This is a genomic window from Epilithonimonas tenax DSM 16811 (assembly GCF_000428485.1).
GTDB lineage: Bacteria > Bacteroidota > Bacteroidia > Flavobacteriales > Weeksellaceae > Epilithonimonas > Epilithonimonas tenax.
This window is the reverse complement of the sequence record NZ_AUAA01000001.1, coordinates 183,315-204,011: the sequence shown is the minus strand read 5'-3', so window position 1 is coordinate 204,011 and position 20,697 is coordinate 183,315. Positions and strand designations below refer to the sequence as shown.

The following is a 20,697-nucleotide window of genomic DNA, read 5'->3' as shown; positions in this document are numbered from 1 at the left end:
AGGAGCAGATAAAACATTTTCTTTCCGTGAAGCACCTTGCTGTAGTAATCCACTTTTGTACTTGCGGAAAGATGACTTAAAAGCGCTTCGGGGATAAATTCCAGGACTTGCTTGAGTGAGATTTTGTGATCTTTAAAAACAGACATAACTATTTGATTACCAGTTATAAAGATACAAAAACCAATACAAATAAACAAATTAATGTATTGGAAATCAACTGATTAACACTGTTTTCTTCTAAAAAAAACAAAAAAAATCGGAAGAAAAAATCTTCCGACCATGACTACTTTAGGTGCCTTTTTTTTTATTTTGCATCTACAGGAAACTTGTTTTTTTTTTTTTTTTTATTTTATTAAAATCATTAATAGTGTGTTTGCGGGCAACTATTTTCACTTTTTTTGCTCATAATTGTTAAAAATAATTTTTTATATTAACTTTGAGGTGAAATAAAATTTAACACAAAATGAAAAAAGATGTATTGGTACATGCTTGGAAAAATCTCTTTCAAAAGTGCTTTTTAGCGCTGTTATTTTTCTTAAGTTTAGCAGTTTTTGGGCAGATTGATTATACGAATGGTACTGCAATTACAGAGAATTTTAATTCTTTGGGTGCTTCTGCTTCGGCAACTCTACCATCTGGATGGAGGGTAAACAGTTCTACAATAATACGAGCTACGGCTCCAACTTATGCGAGCTCTAGCGTGACTCTTGCTGGCTTTGCTGCTGGAAATAATATGTCTGGTACCGCAACCAATGGGATCTATCGTTTCAATGCCAATGGATCTACAGCGGAATCAGCTATTGGCGGGCTTACTTCAAACACCGCAACGTCACTGAAATCGATGTTCCTGTATTTGGGATTAAGAAATACAGGTTCCGAACCATCCACCTCTTTTGAAATAGCCTATGATGTTGAAAAATACAGAAATGGAAACAATACGTCAGGCTATTCTGTTCAATTATTTTATTCCCTAAATGGAAGTACTTGGGTAAGTTGTGGAACTGATTTTTTAACTGTATTTTCTGCCGATTTGGATAATAACGGATTTGCAACTTCTCCTGGCACTACGCAATCTGTCAGTAAAACTTTCACTTTACCTTCAGGAACTACCATTGCCGCAAATGCCAATATTTATTTTAGTTGGAGGTACTCTGTTTCTGGTGCTGGTGTATCGGGATCTAGTGCTCAGGCTTTAGGGATTGATAATCCAAGTATTACGGCTAGTTCTACAGCCAGCACAACAGTAACAACAGGTGCTGTAACGGGCAGTCCTTTTTGTGTAACGGCTACAGCAAGCACTTCCGTCAGTGTACCATTTACAAGTACAGGAACGTACAATGGCAATACCTACACTGCACAATTGTCAGATGCTTCGGGGAGTTTTGCCAGTCCAGTCAGTATTGGGACTTTGGTAAGCGATGCGCTGTCGGGTACAGTTTCTGCAAGCATCCCAGGTAATACAACAATGGGAACGGCTTACAGGATTCGGGTTGTAGCAAGTAGCCCGACGACCATAGGTACAGATAATGGCTCTGACCTTAGCATTAATTTAGCAAAAAATAGTGTGGCGCCCACCGCCTTACAAAGTATTCTGGAGGGTGTCAATGGTAATGCACTCACCGTTACGGAAACTTCCACACCTATCTCTAGAGTATGGAAATATACGACGACTTCCGGAAGTGCTTACACAGCTTTCAGCCCGTCACAGACTGGAACATCTTACACACCTAATTTTACAAGCTCAAATACCTATTATGTGGTTTGTGAAAGTACTTTTGCGTGTGGAACAGTAACGAGCAATGAGGTTGTGATCCATGTTTCCAGGCCAACAGTCACGCTGACAGCAGCAACGTCTTTATTTACCTACTCGCAAGGACAAGGGCCATCTGCAAGCCAGGGTGTAAGCGTTTCTGGTGCCAGTCTTGCAGGTGATATCACAGTAACAGTACCCAATGCCAACTGGGAACTCTCTACCAATGCCGCATTTTTATCGCCTTCATCTTCTGTAGTTTTGGCAAAGAATGCTTCTAATGTGGTTACGTCTACTACAATATATATTCGCCTAAAAGCGGGCTTGTCACAAGGGCAATATAACTTCCTGACAGATGATGATCTACAGGCTGTTTCTACCAATGCGGTAACCAAAACCGCCGATCTGGATGGGGAAGTGACAGAGCCTAAAGCAGAACTTACTGTAAGAGGTGTTTTCACATCTGGCACGACTTCTAATATTATCCCAAATGGTGATACCACGCCAGGCACTTTGGACAATACAGAATTTGCATCACAAAATATTGGTGCTTCCCAATCCAAAACTTTTCGTCTTGAAAATATAGGCGGTTTGGCGTTGAATGTTTATTCTGTAAGCCTAGACAATACCAATGATTTTTTCATCACAGCTTCTGCTCCGTATCATATTGCAGGTGGGACTTATCAGGATTTTACAATGACATTTCAACCAGCTTCTGCCGGAGACAGAACAGCTGTAGTTACCATCGCAAATTCTGACCTTACGGATCCGTCCTACACTTTTACACTGTTAGGTTTAGGGAAAAATCCAGAAATTGCAGTTACGGGCAATGGTCATCACATAGCAGATGGTCATACTGCTATCAGTGCGGCAGATTACACATTAATTGGGACTGCGAATGTAAACCCTGCCAACACAACAACTGTTAATAAAAGTTTTGTCATCAGCAATACTGGAAATGTTGCTTTAACTATTTCCTCTGTGAGTATGACTGGTGCAGATGCATCTCAATTTAGTATTTCACCCGCCAGTACTACTATTGCAGTAGGATCTACCGGGACTGTTACGGTCACTTTTGCACCCACATCTTCTGGTGTTAAGAACGCAACCGTAAACATTGTAAATAATGATGCTACAGATAACGAGAATCCTTACACCTTTGCTGTACAAGGAAATGCAGTGAGTTATGTTACTTGCGCAGCTGGTATTTTGGGAGCTTCTGAAGTGATTGGATATCAGGATTTTGAAACGCCAGTGGTAGCGCCAGCATGGGCTTATACCAGTACTGGTGGATCTGTAAGTGGAGGAACGGCCTATGCACTCGTAGCAGGTACCAATGCCACTGTGAATAAATTTTTAGGGTCTAATAGTTATCAGGTATCCGGCGGAACAGGTATTCTTAATTTTAATTTTAACACCTCTGGCTATCAGGATGTTGAGTTGAGCTTCAGATTGGGGTCATTCTCTGTCACCACAGGAAATGGAGCAGAAGCAACAGATCATGTAAAGATTTCCATCAGTACAGACAACAATACCTTCGTAGATGAATTGCTGATCAAAGGCAGTACATCAAATATGAGATGGGGATTTGGAGCATCGGGTTCTGTGACTTCTGCTTACAACAGTACGCTGGATGAGTTTGCTTCATCAACCGGAGATGCGGGTATCAGTACTGTAACGCTCACCAATTTGCCAAAAGTGGCTCAGCTGTATGTGAGGATTACTGCGTTCAATAATGATAGTAACGAAGTTTGGGCGATTGATAATATGACATTAAAAGGCAAGTTACCTGCAGGTGTTTCAGAAAAAACATGGAATGGTACTGTGTGGTCTGGTGACGGTTTGCCACCTACATCTTCACAAAAAGCTATTATTGATGGCGATTTTAACTTGCCTTACACCATTGGAGCTATCACTTATGACAAACTAGAAGCTTGTGAATGTCAGGTAAATGCTGGGAAAACTCTTTTCATTGGACACACAGATGATGTTAATAAAACAAGCGTGCCGGCAAATGCGATCATCCAAAGTGATTTCGTAAACAATGGAACGGTAGTTTTAGCGAGCGATTCCAATCTGCAACAGCTAGATCCTGATGCGGAAAACATGTTTACCGCCAGCAATTTTGTTGCGAAGAGATTCGCCAAACTTCCCAAATTGGGATACACCTACTGGAGTTCGCCAGTGGTTGGTCAAAATCTTTATACATTTTCGGGCGGCGGGCTACTAGGCGGAACACCAAAAAACAGGTTCTGGCAATACGATGAAGCCACTGATGTTTTCAAAAATATAGGAGCTTTCCTGTTGAATGATTCTTCTGTCTTTACTACTGGAAAAGGCTATGCAATCCGTGGGCAAAGTCAGTTCAGTGAAACTATGCCAACCACTTCATTTGAATTTGCATTTACCGGCATACCAAATAATGGTGATCTTTCTTTTGTTAATTTAAAAAATTCCGGTGCAGACAAAGGCTATAATCTGATAGGTAATCCTTATCCGTCAAGTATTGATTTTGATGCGTTGTACACTGCGAATTCTGGAAAAATCTATGCCACCGCCTATTTCTGGACCAATCATGATATGACGGTTAAAACACAGCAGGGTTCCGGCTATGCAGGAAACAACTATGCCATCTATAATCTCACCGGAGGCACACCTGCAGTGGAAATAGATGCTGCTCCGGATCTGCCTGAAGAAGCAGAAGGAACACCAAATAACATCATAAAAGTAGGGCAGGGTTTCATTGTCAAATCGAAAAGTGCGGGTGCCAATCAGCCGCTTAATTTTACAAACGCGATGCGCATTGTGGAGAATGGCGTCTTTTTTAATAATAAAAAAAGGACAGAAAAAAATAGATTTTGGTTAAGGCTTACAACACCTTCCAATGTTACCAATACCTTATTGATAGGTTATATCCCAACCGCTACCAACGATTTTGAAATTGATTATGATGCAGAATTATTCATCGTAGGTTCGGATTCATTTTATTCCATTTTAGGCAGTAAAAAATTGGCTATTCAGGGGAAACGTACTTTCAGTGCAGATGATCAGGTAGATCTGGGAAATGTCTATGCTCAATCCGGAAATTATAAAATCTCACTGAAAAATGCTGAAGGGATTTTTGACGGAAATCAGAACATCTATTTGAGAGATCAATTGCTTCATAAAACGGTGAATCTTACAATGACGGACTATGTTTTCCAGGCGGTCAAAGGAACAGATCTCAACCGTTTCCAAATCGTGTATAAGGAAGATGCCGTTCTTGGAACAGGCTCCTTGACAAAATCAGATTTCAGCGTTTACAGGGACGGGGAAGATTATGTCATCCATTCTTCCAAAATTTTGGGTCGTATTGAGTTATATGATGCGTCTGGACGCCTGGTGAAAAGCCAAAAAACAACAGATAAATCAATGAGAATGGATGTTTCTGTTTTTAACAATGGCGTTTATGTCATGAAGATTGAAAACTCGGGAGATGTAAGAACGGTGAAAATCATCAAGTAACATTTTTTTGATGCTCCGCAATGCGTCATCCATTGCAAATGCTTGATATCTCTTGGTTGAGTGTACGCCTTGGTCTGTCTGAAAAATGATTAGTCAGCCACATTCTTTGTTGGGCCTTGCATTGAATGAAGCAAGATGAACAACAACGGAGATCCATAAACTTGAAATATTCTGAACCCGACCAATGTTTTTTGTCGGGTTTTTGCTTAATTCTAAAAGAATGATCCTTTATGGCTCATAAAACAAAGATCACCAAGGTTTTTCCCAAAGAACACAAGGCTTTGTGAACCTTGTGAAAGACCTTTGTTTTCATGGTGGTAAAAAACAAGCACAAAATGTCACAATTGGTCATCCATTGCAAATGCCTGAAATCTCTTCGTTGGGTGCACGCTTTGTCTATCTGAAAAATGATTGGTTTGACTTTGCATAAAATTAATGATCAATACCGGTATTCTGCCCATCGCCGCTCTTAATATTTTAAACGAGGCTCCCCAATTTTAAGCGTTTTTTTTTGAAATAAAGCCATGGTGGAGCTATTTGTAAACAACAGTCTTGTTGGATTACAATGTAGATTTAATTAAATGTTCGTTTGTTTTAACGTTAAATTTTCACTAATACATTGTATATATTAATATTCTGTTTACATTTGCAAACATTTTTTAAAAGATATTACAATACAAGAAAAGAACACAAATATGAAAATAAGTTTATCCACGCACGGACGATCTCTACACGACTTTACAAAAGTTTTTTTGCTGCCCATACTGCTCTTTTTATGGAGCGGAAATGTTTGGGGACAAACGAATCCGACAGCTCAAGCTTTACCATACACGCAAAATTTCTCGACTTTTACGGGCTCAACTACAACTTATCTGTCCGGATGGCAAGGATGGAAAGTTGATGATCCTACAAACTCTTTTCCTACCACACCTGGTACTGTGGATAAAACTTTAGCAGGTGGTAATAATGCCGTATCGAGTGCTGCTAGTATTTTGGACTTCAATGGTAAAATTGGATTAATATCTACGGGATCTAATGGTAGCGCTATTGTATTAGCTATAAATACTACAGGGAACACATCTATAACAGTTAGTTACAAAATAGGAACCCAAAGACAAGCAACAAATGAGCGACAAGGAGCAGTTGATCTGCAGTATAGAGTTGGGACAACAGGGTCTTTTGCTAACCTAGGAGTTGAATATCAAAATGATAAAGCAACAAATAATACTTCTGGCACCGGTGTAATCAATGTCGTTACAAGATCAATTAATTTACCAATAGCAGCCGAAGATAAGGCAAATGTTCAATTAAGATGGATTTATAGAGATACTGGTGGAAGTGGAGGTAGACCAAGTTTTTCAATTGATGATATAAGTGTTAGTGGGACTTTAGGCTCAACAATTACTTCTACAAAAACAGGAAACTGGTCCAACCCTACCACTTGGAATGGTGGCGTTGTGCCAACTTCTTCCCAAAATGCCATCATTGCCACAGGGCACACTGTGACGATGGATAGTGATACCTATGCAACCAGAAATCTTGGAACAACGACTGTTGTCAACTCTGGTGGAACTTTGGTAACAAGTAAAACCTATATTAATAATGGCTCCACTACAATCGATGGTTCATTCCAGTTGGATGCCGGTGGTTGGGTTTCGGATGCCGGTGGTACCAATGCTTTGTCGTATGGAACCAACGGAACTTTAATATTCAATGCGCCATATACTGCAAACAATGGTCATTATTGGCCTACAACCAATGGGCCTGTGAATGTGACTGTCAATACGGGAAGTGCTTTAACTTTGGGGTTTGCGCGTACCGTTACAGGCTTATTGCAAAGCTCTTCAACGATTACTAATCCAGGCAATATAACCATTGGTACAAATGGAACATTACAACTAAATGCTGGTTACGGTTTTTCTGGCACTGGAAGCCCAATCTATGGCAGTGCTTCTTTGTTAAAATATAACTCAGGCGGTGCACCCGGAAGAGCGGCAGAATGGACACAGTTAACAGGAACTGTTGGGACTACAGCAGGTTTGCCTCAGGGCGTTCAAATCAGTAATAATACAACCCTCAATTTCCCCAACGGAAGTGGAGGAGCTTTCAAAGCCAATGGAAACCTGACGATCGATTCTGGTTCTGCGTTGTATCAAAATTATAGTGGTGGAAGTGCCGGGTTGGTAGTTGGTGGAAACCTTCTTTTAAACGGAGCGCTTGGAGCAGGAAGTAGTGCCGGTGGTGATATTACAGTTTCAGGAAACTGGACACAAGCCGCAGCTGCAACTTTTCAGCCCAATGGGAGAACAGTCTTTTTCAATGGAACTATTGCACAAACCATACAAAAGACAGGTGGAGGAACTATCGATTTTGAAAGGATTGAAATTAATAAAACAAACGCTACTACAGTAGCATTAAGCAATGCTGCCGGAAATCTTACAGATGTCCATATCAATGGAGCTTCTGGAAACGTATTGGCCCTTACCGGTGCGGGAACAGGAGCTATAGACCTGAAAGGCAGAGCTTTGACCTTTAATAATGATGGTGGATTTATTTATGTGGATGGCGCAAAATCCATCAGTACCACCGTAAGCACCGGAGCAACGGTGAATTTCAACGGCAGTAAAGTTGTAGCCAACAATGCTGGTGTAGGTTCGCTTTTGTTCGCTGCGAATGTTACCATCAACTTGAATACCAATGGTGTTTTAGACTTCGGATTGTCTTCCGCTTCAATATCCACTGTTAATGGTATTTTGAATATCAACAGTGTTACCAATTGTTATGTCAAGAATAATGCGCCAATTTATGGGGCTACTTCTAAATTAATATATCAATCGGGAGGGATTTATGGAAGAACTGTGGAATGGTCTGCGACTTCTGGGGCAGGTTATCCGTATGAAGTTCAGGTTGCCAATAACACCACTTTAAATTATCCCAATACAGCCGGAGCTGCTTTCTCTGCCAATCTTGGTATTGCAACTCATTTGACTATTGACAGCGGATCCTCTCTCTATATGGATTACGGCGGTGGCGCCAACAAATCTGGAAGATTAACAATTGGCGGGAACCTTGTAAACAACGGAAACTTCGGACTAGGTAGTGCTGTAGGAGGAGATTTGTATTTGGCGGGTCATTGGACAAAAGCCACGGGTGCTAATTTTTATCCTAACGAGCGGCAAGTTGTATTTAATGGCTCTGCCCAACAAGACCTAACTGGCGCTACGATTTTTGATTATTTGAAGATTGATAAATCTGGTAGCTATGTCAATTTGGCTGCATCAAGTTCTATCACCATCAACAAAAACATTGATTTTGCTTCTAGGTTTATCAACTTGGGAGCTAGTAGCATCACTTTGCTTAGTGCTGCAACATTCTCTAATGCTGGTACCAATGGTTATGCTTGCGCTACAGGAAACGGACGTTTTGTAAGACAGAGCGTAGGTAATGTGGTAACATTATTTCCTGTAGGTGTTGATTTAGCTGGGAGATATACACCAATTACCTTAACCAATACCACCGGAACTTCTGATCTTGGAATAAACCTGAAAACACCAATCTCTTCTGCTCCTTTAGCTGCGGTCTATGACAACACGAAAGTTGTAAATTTGGAATGGGTGATTTCATCAAGTGCTGCGACAGTAACAACAGTTACACCAAATTGGTTAAATGCTACTTATCATGGAGCTGGGTTTAATATTGCTAATCCGGGAGAATTGGGAAATTATACGACAAGTTACACAACCTATCCTGCACCATTATCTCCTTATAGCACTACGGCTACAGGAGTAAGCTTAAGAAATGGATTAAATTCGATAGTGGTAGGAAATCAGTATGCAATCATATATCCAGCTCCTGCAAATGATAATTGCCCCGGAACAGCAGTAACAGTTGGAGCTGCGCCAATTACAGGAGATGTTGCAGGTGCAACTTTGAGTACGACTTACAGTAATTTCGATGGTTATTCCAATGCGATAGCAAGTGATGATGTTTGGTATTCATTTAATACATCAGCAGCTGGAAACTATACAGTCAAAGTAGCAGGGTCTTCTTCTTTTGATGCGGTCTTAGAAATACGTGATGCCTGTGGACAAAATATAGCTTTAGCTGGAAAGGATGGTACTGGTGATGGTGGAGTTGAAGAATTAATTTATGCAGCTGCTGCTAATACGACTTATTATGTAAGGGTTTATGATTATCAGGCCGGAGTTATGCCAGCAACTACAACATTTACAATACAGGTATTGCCACCGGCACCTTCACTGTCAACTAATGGGACAACTGCATTAACTTTTCCAAATACAGCTCCTGGAGCAACGTCTGCTAGTCAAAGCTTTAATCTTACAGGTGATTTCTTAACCGGATTCCCAAGTACTATTACCGTAAGTGCCTCTTCAAACTATCAGGTGTCTTCCGATAATTTAACTTTCGGTAATTCTGTAAATGTAACTTACACGACAGCATCATTAGCATTAACACCTGTTTACGTTAGATTTGCGCCCGCGTCATCATCTTGTGGTGCAACAACGGGGAATGTTACTTTCTCTGGTGGAGGGGTAACCGTAACGCCAACAGTCGCATTATCTGCTAATGCCGCTTTTATTGCACCAACAGCAAGTGCAGGAACAGATATTACCGCTACAACATTCACTGCCAATTGGAATTCCATAGCAGGAGCTACTGGATATGAATTGGAGGTGAGTACGAGTCCTGATTTTGAAAAAGTAAAAATTTATGAAAATTTTTCAGGATTTACTGTAAATAATGGTTCGGCTAATAGAGCAACTGCTTTAGATTCTTATTTATCTGTTCCGGGATGGACAGGAGCGCAAGTATATGAAATGGTTGGATATACAAAATTAGGTTCAGGTAGTACAAAGGGTGTAATAACTACCCCAACTTTAGATTTATCCGCAAATAGTGGAATTGCTAAGCTGAGTGTAGATTTAGGATTGTATGGTACAGATCCTAATAAGTCAGTTCAAATATTGCACGCGCCAGATGGGGTTACATTTATCCCGGTTGGTTCTGATATTACACTGACAGGTGCAATGACTACATTTACGGCAAATATTACGGGAGGTACAGTAACTTCTAAAGTTAGAGTTCAAGCTAAAGGTACGGCGGATAATAGGTTTTATTTAGATAATTTTAAAATAGACCAGGATAATAGACTTGTAGGTTACAATCCAAAAGTAATTTCTGGAGGATCTACAATTTCACAAGTAGTTGAAGGACTCACACGGGATACGCAATATTATTACAGAGTGAGAGCTGTAAATGGATCTTGTCAATCGCCAAATTCTAATACGATCTCTGCTACTACCAACGGTACCGTTGTTTGGAATGGAAATGCTTGGAGTAATGTCGATGGGCCAACGGCAATTTTAAACTCAAAAATAATTGGAGCTTATGCAATCCCAACATCTTTTGAAACCAAAGATTTAGAAATTACAAGTACAGGTTCATTGAATATTCAAATGGGGAAAGATGTTACTGTCAATGGCACTATCACATTGCCTTCCGATGGTAAGATCATATTGGAAAGTGATGCTAACCTTGTGCAGAAAAATGCTGGCGCAGACAATAATTCTAATCAGAAAATTACAGTGAAACGCACAGCATTGTTGCCAACGAAAGGGTATACGTTCTGGAGCTCACCTGTTGTGGGGCAGAATCTTTATAGCTTCTCCAATGGCTATAATCAAGCATTGGGTGGAGGTACAGGAACACCGTGGAATAGATTCTTCGTTTATAAAGAGTCCACAGACACCTTTGTGACTGCTGTTTCAGGTGAGATTACATTGGGTTCTTCTTCTGATTTTGTTCCAGGTCGCGGCTATGCTATCAAAGGCAAAAATAGCTACACAACGACTGGAGGAACAGGAACAGAAGTGCCAGCACTTGCGGACACCTTTGTTTTTGACGGAAAAATGAACAATGGGCCAATCCCTTCACAGCTTTTGAAGAATTCTTGTGATGCAGCTGTTCTGGAGGCCAGTTGTACAAAAGGATATAACCTTATTGGTAACCCTTATCCTTCAAATTTGGATTTTGATGCACTTTATACGGCTAACAATTCCAAAATATATGGAACGGCTTATTTCTGGACCAATAATGATATCACGGCAACAGCAAGCCAATTGGGTTCTAATTACAGTGGTAATAATTATGCGGTTTACAACCTTACTGGAGGTACGCCTGCTGTTGATTTTGTAGATCCAGCGCCAGGTCAGCCCTCAACACCTGCAACGCCGATACCGAACGGAACTGTCAAAGTTGGACAAGGATTCATCATCAAGGCTAAAAAAGCTGGAACAGGAAGTACTCTCGATTTTACCAATGCAATGAGATTAGGCTATGATGTTGATGCTCATTTTTATAATGCCAAAAAACCTACGAAAAACCGTTTCTGGATCAAGATGACGACGCCATCTCATATTGTGAATACGGCGTTGGTGGGATATATTCCGGGTGCTACCAACGGTTTTGAAATCGATTATGATGGTGAGCTATTTGTTGTCGGGTCAGATGCTTTTTACTCCACATTGGATGGTAAAAAACTGATCATCCAGGGTAAGGCAGAATTTGTGAAGGATGATGTTGTTCCGTTAGGTGTAAAATATGCGGCCAGTGGAAATTATAAAATAAGTCTTGGTGGCAAAGAAGGCATCTTTGGATCTGCACAAAAAATATATTTAAAAGACAAAATCACCAATACGTATACCGATCTGACAAGTCAGGATTACACATTCTCCGGCATCAAAGGAGCAGACGAGAACCGTTTCGAGATTGTGTATAAAAATCTGGAAGTTCTCGGAACTGACGCTGGTTCAAAATCTGATTTTACGGTTTACAGAGATGGAGATTCATTTGTATTAAGATCTTCTAAATCTTTAGGGAAAATAGAAATCTATGACACGTCTGGTAGAATGTTAATCACATCTTCAACCACAGAAAAATCGATCAAACTGGATGCTTCGGTTTTATCAAGTGGTGTTTACGTGATCAAAGCAGAAAATTCTGGTGATGTCAAAACGAAGAAAATTATTAAATAAGCAGAGTAAGTAAAGCTCTTTGCACAGCCGCCTCGTACGCCGTACGAGGCGGCTTTTTTTTAATTTGATTTCTGATAATGGGGAGATTGTTTTTTTTATGAGTCGGTTTTTTTACCAATCTTCTGTCTGTAAGAGGATAAGAGCGATTAACTCAAATAAGTTAATTTTTTACACATTTTAGAATGTGTTTTTATTATTTTTTATCAGGAATATTAACGTTTATTAAGTGTAAAAATGATATTAATTGTTATTTTATTTTGGTTAATTAAGATATTTTTGAGGGTGATTATGGTATTCGTAATTTAAACAATAGTTTGGGTTTTATGCTTATAAATGCGATTTTGTTGTTTATATTTATAAATTAATAATAATTTTATTAAAATAATTCAAATATTATTATAATTTTGCAAACCATCTGTGGTCTTAAACGGGATTGTAGTGGTTTTATCTATAAACACTAACATATGATTAAAAATTTATTATCTCCCAGACTGAGAGCTGGAAATTATTTTAAAAATTTCAAGCTTCTCGCTTTCTTTATGCTTTCTTTTTTAACCTCTTTTGAATTGAAAGGGCAATCGATGAATTTTGTATTCTCCAAATCTGCTGGAACTTATACGGCATTATCAGGCGGGACATCTTGGCAATCTGGTGCTACGCTTGCTACCAATGCAGTTTCATCTGCTGTAATGCTTCCTTTTACTTTTGTTTACAATGGGACAGCTTGTGATAGAATTTATATCAGCAACAATGGTTTTATAACACTAGGTAATTCTAGTTCTACAACTGCTCCAACTGCTACGACATACAATCCCATTTCTGCTACGACGGCTTATGTGGGAGCAATAGCAGGATATGGATTTAATTTGGTAAACTCGGGGGTTTCAGGCGCGGCACCGGACATTTCTTATGGTTCCAGTGGGTTTGATTTCGTTGTTCAATTTACGGATTTGGGAAGAACAGGGGTGGCTGGGGATAGAATGAGTTTTCAAATTAGGCTTACACAAACTACCAATGTGGTAAGCATTGTTTATAATAATACGGCTGCAACCACAACTACAACGGCGGTTACAAACTTTGGAGTAACAGGTCTAAGAGGTGGTTCAAATAGTTTTTTTAATACCAGGATGGTAAGTGCGAGTTCTCCTTATAATTCTTGGGCAAATAGTGGTGCGTCTGGAGATAATGGAACAGCTGCAACGCAAACAGCGGATGATAATACTGGGGGTATTAATACGATGCGGTATAATAATTTATATTTACCAGCTAATGGGTTGACATACACTTGGACACCTGTCTCGAGCTCCTTTTATCAAAGTTTACCATATTCACAGAATTTCGATTCTTGGAGTAGTTCTGGTGCTGTAAATGATTTACCAGCAACCACTGGTGTTATCAATTGGCCTGCTTCTGGAAATAGATCTTGGAGGAATATTACTGATACTGCTGCGAATGGCGCTTGGACCAATCTTACTGGGCAGTTTACGGGCACGCAGGCAGGAGCAGGGGCGGCAACTTTTAACCAGTACAATGCAACTGCAGCTTCTAATGGTACATTAGATTTTTATTTAAATTTTTCAACAGTTGGTACAAAACAAGCTGTCTTTTATATCAAAAATCCCGGAGGTACAAATGCAAATGATGTAGTAAAGGTATATCTTTCTACAGATGGAGGAGTTAGTTTTCTATTGTTGCAAACATATGCTTCACCTATGACAACTTGGACTCAGCAGACACTTTCTCTAGGTACAAGTACAAATGCAAATTGTGTTTTGCGTTTTGAAGGAATTAGTGATTGGGGTAGCCTAGCGGAAAATCTAGCGATAGATGAATTAAATATTTCCGTTCCAAGTATTTGTGCAACCCCAAATGCGCCGACTGCGCTCAGTCTCACCACAGCGTCTGCAGGTAGTATTACGGGCGCATTTACATCATCTAGTCCTGTTGCTTCGGGGTATGTTGTGGTAAGAAGTACCAATGCTTCCTTATCTGCAAATCCTGTAGACGGAACTACATACACCACAGCATCTACAATAGGTGGAGGTAATATCATTTCAGTTGGTGCAGGTTTAACCATTGCTGACTCAAGCCTTGCATCAAATACAAAATATTACTATTATGTGTTTGCATACAATAATACAAGTTGCTCGGGCGGACCAAAATATTCTGCTTCTTTGAATAATAATGCAACGGGACAAGTCACTTGTGCGGCAACGCCAACAGCTGCTGCTACACCTGTTACCAGTATTACAAGTGGTTCTGCAACCATCAATTGGGTGGCTTCGGTAGCTGGCGGCTCTGCTGGGATCATTAATTATACCGTGGAAGTTTACACAGATTCTGGATATACAGCGCCTATTACGGGTTCTCCGTTCAGTGCGGCTACTTCTACATCGCGGGTAATCACATTTTCTAATGCAGCGATTACTTACTATTATAGGATTAAAGCGAATAACGGAAGTTGTGACAGTGCTTATCTTACAGGTAGTTTTGTGCCTGCGTGTTCAGCGCCTGCGTCATTAGCGGCATCCGCAACAGTTTCTGCTGCAGGTGTAACTTCAGTGGCTGGTAGTTTTACGACTACAAGTGGTACGCCGGTACCAACGGGGTACGTGGTAATCAGATCTACGTCATCATCTCTTCCAACACTCTCAGCTGGAACAACATATGCTGTTGGAGCAAATGCTGTGGTGGCTACAAATGGTTATGTGGAATATGTTGGAACGGCTGCCGGCAGCTGGACTTCTACAGCTTTGTCCGGAGGAGCCACTTATTATTACTTTGTGTTTTCGTATAATAATACAAGTTGTTCTTCTGGTCCATTATATTCTACAGCAGCAACTCAAATTAATATGACAACCTCTGCTTGTCCAACTTTTAGTTCCGTGATATCTATTGGTGGTGGTACTACAACATCGGGTAGTCTTTATCCAACTTTGACGGCTGCTCTGGCAGATTTGGTGTCTTGTGGTATGACGCAACCAACCATATTGTCCATCAATGGAAGCTATACATCCGCATCTGAAATTTTTCCTATCGTAATACCAAGTATAGCAGGAAGCAGCACAGTGAACACGCTTACGATAAAACCGGCAAGTGGAGTATCGCCAGTAATTAGCGGTGCGGCGGCATCCAATCCTCTGATTAAAATAAACGGAGGAAGTAATGTGATTATTGATGGGAGTAATACTGCCGGTGGTACTACAAAAGATCTTAGTCTGACAAATACCGCTACAACAACACCGAATGTTGTTGTGATTGGTTCCCCGGATACAACTCCTGTGAGTAATGTGGTGCTTAAAAATACGGTTGTTACCAATGGGTCTAATACATCTTCTGCCGTATTAGTTTCTTCTAGCGCAACTGTGGGAAGTGCGGGGTATTTTAAAAATATTAGCATCCAGAATAACAGCATCAGAAAAGCCTTTAATGGTTTGTTTGTGGTTGCCAATACGGCATCCGGTAACGGAGATGGATTGCTGATCGCGGGAAATGATCTCTCTGCTACGGGCGCGAATTCAATTAGACATACTGGTATTTATATAGAAGGTGTAGATGGCGCTACTGTGAGGGATAACACAATCGGTAACATTTCAAATGCTAATTTGAGTGAGTATCCTACAGGGATTTGGCTTGCTGCGGGAACGAACAAGGCTCTCGTTTTTGGTAATACAATTTCTAGCGTAGTATCTACGTATTCTGGCGATGCATCAGCTGCCGGCATTTATATATTGTCTGGAAGTACGGCTTCTGCTGTTGATGTTTTTAATAATACCATATCGGGGATTTCTTCTTACGGAACATATGTTGATGGTTCTGTGGGAATCGAGAGTGGCAGTTCTACTGCAAATGTGAATGTCTATTCAAACAAAATTTCCAATGTGAAAAATCTTAATACTGGCGGTTATGGAGCAGCTGGGATTTTCTTAGGATCTTCATCTGCTACAGCTAGCACTTCTTTGTACAACAATATGATTTGGGATGTTGCAGCTTATGGCTACGTCTCAGCGGTTGGCGATAATGGACATGGTTTGTATGTGGGTTCGGGAGCTGGCTATAAAATCTATTTTAATAGTATCAATATGACGACTAACCAAACCATAGGTGTTGGATCAGCTTTCTATGTTGATGGTGCTATTACAAACGCAGGAGCTTTGGATGTTCGGAATAATATTTTCGCAAACAATCAGACTGCTAATACGCGCTACTCATTTTATTCAGGTGCTGCAAAAACAGTTTATGGAAATATTAATAATAACGATTATTACTCCACAGGAATATTGGCTTATTTGGGAGCGGCGAGAACTACTTTGGCGGCTTTGCAAGCTACAACTGGAACTGGTCAGGATGCTAATTCCTTGAATATCATTCCGTCATTCATATCTCCTACAAATCTACTGATGCCGTCAACAGTTTGTTCGGTTCTTGTGAATGCAGGAACACCAATTACCGGTATCACCACAGATATACAAAATGAGACGAGATCTGTAACTGCTCCTGATATGGGAGCTGATGAATTTGCGGGAAACATTCCTCCAAAAGTTGCGACAGTAGCAGGAGGTAGTAGTTGTGGTGCTGGAGTGGTTGTCCTTGGCGCAACGGGTACTTCTGCCGGTACACTTATTACCGAATATAGATTGTATACTGCAAGTGCAGGTGGTACTCTTGTAGCAACATCTTCTACGGGTACTATTAACACTCCGCCAATCACTGCAACTACAAATTATTATGTAGCGACGTACAATGGTTGTGAATCAGAAACCAGAACACTTGTTACTGCTACTGTCAATCCAACGCCGACAGATATTGTACTTACGCCTACAATCTCTCCAGTTGCAGCAGATGCGTGTGGTCTGGATTATGTCAAGCTGGAAGCTACAGGAGGATTGATGGACACCGGTTTACAGTATACTTTTGGAACACAAGCTTCGCAAAATACAGCAACTACATCTTCTGCAGGATATCCTGCACCATATACAGTGTTTTATGGTGGTCAAAAAATGCAGATGCTTATAAAAGCATCGGAACTTACTGCTGCAGGTTATTCAAATGGATCCAAAATTAATAATATCCAATTTCCTGTTGTGTCGAAAGGTTCAAACTGGGGTGGATCATTAACTGCAAACAAAGACTTCCAGGTCAGCATCGGAAATACAGCATTGAATGCCTTAACAACCACTTTTCAAACAGGGCTTACTCAGGTGGTGGCGCCGGCAGACTTTATTCCAACTGTTGGATATAATAATACGCATCCTTTCAATACGCCTTTTGTATGGAATGGTACCAGTAATATTATAATAGAAACGACATTTTCAAATAACATATCAGGAGTTGCAAATGATTTAGTGACTCAATATTACAGTCCTACATCTTATGTGTCGACAGCAGTTTATAGAGTTGACGGCAATACATCTGCGGCGGTCGCTTCTGCAACCACAATTACTACGAGTACTAATGGATTTGTATATAATGCTCGTCCGGATTTTAAATTAAATGGTTCGAATACAACACAATCTATTACTTGGTCTCCGGCAGCAGGATTGTATAGAGATATGGCCCTTACAGTTCCTTATGTTGCAGGTGCAAGTGCAACAACGCTCTATGCGGCACCTACAGATGCGACAGGTTATACCGCTAAAGCAGTACAGGGAACTTGTGAAAAAGTGGTAATGAGTGCCTCTGTCCAAAGACTCAAAAAAGACTTCAGAGGGCCTGGGACAGATTGGAACACTGCTGCGAACTGGTTCCCGGCTCAGGTACCGGATAATGGTAAATGTGCTAATGTTCCTGCAACTCAAAATGTGATGATCAGCAGTAATGCAGAAGCAAAATCAATAAAAATTGCTCCTACAGGAAAAATAACAGTTACAGCCGGCAATTCTTTGACAGTAACAGATGGGATTGATATCACGAATAATGTTACAAATGAAAACCTTGTTTTGGAAAGCGATGCCAGTCTGTTGCAGCTTAATGCAGTACCGAACTCAGGAAAAATACTGGCAAAACGCAACGTGCATATGCGCAGAACAGACTATACCTATTGGAGTTCTCCAGTTACAGATCAGGTGCTGCTGAATACAGCCAATGTAAATGCTGTCAATAGCAGCGGTGGCTTCTCAGAAGGCTCGCCTAATAACAGAATTTTCCAGTATAATGAATCTGATGATAAATTTTATGCAACTACAGATGCCAAGTTTTTAGATGCTAAAGGTTATGCTGTACGTGGCAAATCTATCTATGACCCTAATGTACTGACGGAAGATACGAATCTGAAATTTGTTGGTGTGCCTAATAATGGCAGCCGTTCAATCAATATTAAAAAATCTCCGAACACCGGCACCGGAGGAACTGTAGAGCACGGTTATAACCTCATAGGAAATCCTTACCCTTCTAATATGGATTTTGTGAAGTTTTTCTACTTAGGAAACAACAGTAATGTCATTAATGCCAAAGCATGGTTCTGGAGCAATGTAGCACCAACCGTCAATCAGGCAGGATCAGCTTACGGTGGAAATAACTATGCTATAATTACCCTTGCTGGAGGTGCACCACCTACCACGACGGTAACATCATCTACAACTACTGGCTCCTATATTCCGTCTAAAAATATCAAAGTGGGGCAGGCATTTATTGTTCAGGCAAAAAATATAGGAACAAACCAGACGTTGACTTTTGATAACACCATTAGAACAAACGAAGCCGGTGTTTTCTTCAATAATAAAGCAGCTTCAGGTGTGAACAGATATTGGGTGAAGTTGACCACACCGGAGCATATTGTGAATACAATTCTTCTTGCCTATATGGATGGCGCTACTAATACCTATGACGCCAATTATGATGCAGATATTTTGGCAGTGGGCGACGATTCTTTTTATTCAAAATTGAATACTCAAAAATTACAGATCCAGGCCAGAAGTAATCCAATGACTGTAGAGGACGCAGTTCCTTTGGGTACCAAATATGCCAATACCGGCAACTACAAAATAGGTTTAGGAAGTAGGGAAGGTATTTTTGAAGAAAACCAAAAAATCTACCTTTTTGATAAACTTAACAATTTGTACACAGATCTTACATTACAAGATTATATCTTTACTGCCAATAAAGGAACAGATGAGACGCGCTTCGAAATTGTTTATAAAAACAAAGAAGTTCTTTCAACAGATGGCAGTGGCAAGTCTGACTTCCAGATTTACAGAGATGGTGACTATTTTGTCATAAAATCTTCACAGAATCTTGGCAAGGTAGATATGTATGATGCAAGTGGTAAATTGGTCATCACCAGATCTACCAGTCAAAAAGAACTGCGCCTGGATGCAACATCTTTTTCTAATGGCGTTTATATTATAAAAGCAGAAAATTCTGGTAATATCAAAACCAAAAAAATTCTGAAGTAAAATTGTGAAAAAGTGTGTCATTAATATTATTTAACATTAAGATCATAAAATTTTAGTATTTTTTTATATCTTTACAACTTGAAAATTATGTTTAGTTTTAAACTACCAATGAGAAAACATTTTACCTTATTATATGTAACCTTCAGTGTGATGTCTTTTGCGCAGTACACAGATAATGTCTTTGATCAAAATAAGGCAGTAACAGGTGAATCTACCAGTTTAAATAGGTCGACTCAAGCTGAAGAAAATTCAGGTGTATTTACGCCTAATGAGGGAGATCAATCTTCATCTCTTGGCGTACCTGGACCAGGAGAGCACGAGGAGGCGCCAGGTGAACCAGTACCCATTGATGATTATATTCCTTTGCTTCTAATTGCGGGTTTATTTTGTGATTATGTACAGAAATATTCTTAAGCCTTTTTTTGACTTTTTATTAGCACTGGCTTTAATAATTATTCTTTCTCCCATCTTTGTTTTACTCATACTTTTGCTGTATTTCTTTAATCAAAAGAATGTCTTCTTTTTTCAAGATCGTCCTGGGAAAAATGAAAAAGTCTTCAGGATTGTAAAATTCAAAACCATGACGGATCAGAAGGACGAGTTGGGTCATCTTTTGCCTGATGAATTTCGTCTGACCAAAATGGGGAAATTTGTAAGAAAAACATCTTTGGATGAGCTGCCTCAATTGTTGAATGTTCTCAAGGGTGACATGAGTTTCATTGGTCCCAGACCACTTCTCGTCAGCTATCTTTCTTTGTACAACACAGAACAGAAAAAACGGCATCTGATCAAACCAGGTATTACCGGCTGGGCTCAGGTGAATGGGAGAAATACGATCAGTTGGGAAAAGAAATTTGAATATGATGTATGGTATGTCGATCACTTAACTTTTTTACTGGATCTGAAAATCATCTTATTGACAGTCAAAAAAGTGATAAAAAGCGAAGGTATCAATACGGATGGCCAGGCCACCACAGAAAGTTTTAAAGGATAA

The 20,697-nt window shown here is 40.1% G+C and carries 5 protein-coding genes; all 5 read left to right on the top strand.

Features of this window, described 5'->3' with window-relative positions:
• Positions 1 to 463: 463 nt before the first annotated feature.
• The 5 genes from F564_RS0100840 to F564_RS0100810 all read left to right on the top strand — a co-directional run bounded on the left by F564_RS0100840 (position 464) and on the right by F564_RS0100810 (position 20,697).
• On the top strand, positions 464 to 5,254 hold the full coding sequence (locus tag F564_RS0100840) for a choice-of-anchor D domain-containing protein (RefSeq protein ID WP_028120924.1): 4,791 nt from the start codon (positions 464 to 466) through the stop codon (positions 5,252 to 5,254).
• Positions 5,255 to 5,949: 695 nt separating this feature from the next.
• Positions 5,950 to 12,309, top strand: a complete 6,360-nt coding sequence (locus tag F564_RS0100830; RefSeq protein ID WP_028120923.1) for a T9SS type A sorting domain-containing protein — start codon at positions 5,950 to 5,952, stop codon at positions 12,307 to 12,309.
• 464 nt (positions 12,310 to 12,773) lie between these two features.
• A complete protein-coding gene (locus tag F564_RS0100820) occupies positions 12,774 to 19,703 on the top strand; it encodes an Ig-like domain-containing protein (protein ID WP_028120922.1) in 6,930 nt (2,309 codons plus the stop codon).
• A gap of 87 nt (positions 19,704 to 19,790) precedes the next feature.
• On the top strand, positions 19,791 to 20,117 hold the full coding sequence (locus F564_RS0100815) for a hypothetical protein (protein WP_028120921.1): 327 nt from the start codon (positions 19,791 to 19,793) through the stop codon (positions 20,115 to 20,117).
• Positions 20,098 to 20,697 carry a sugar transferase gene (locus tag F564_RS0100810; RefSeq protein WP_028120920.1) on the top strand — a complete coding sequence of 200 codons (600 nt, stop codon included), beginning with the start codon at positions 20,098 to 20,100 and terminating at the stop codon, positions 20,695 to 20,697. Before F564_RS0100815 ends, F564_RS0100810 begins: the two co-directional genes overlap by 20 nt.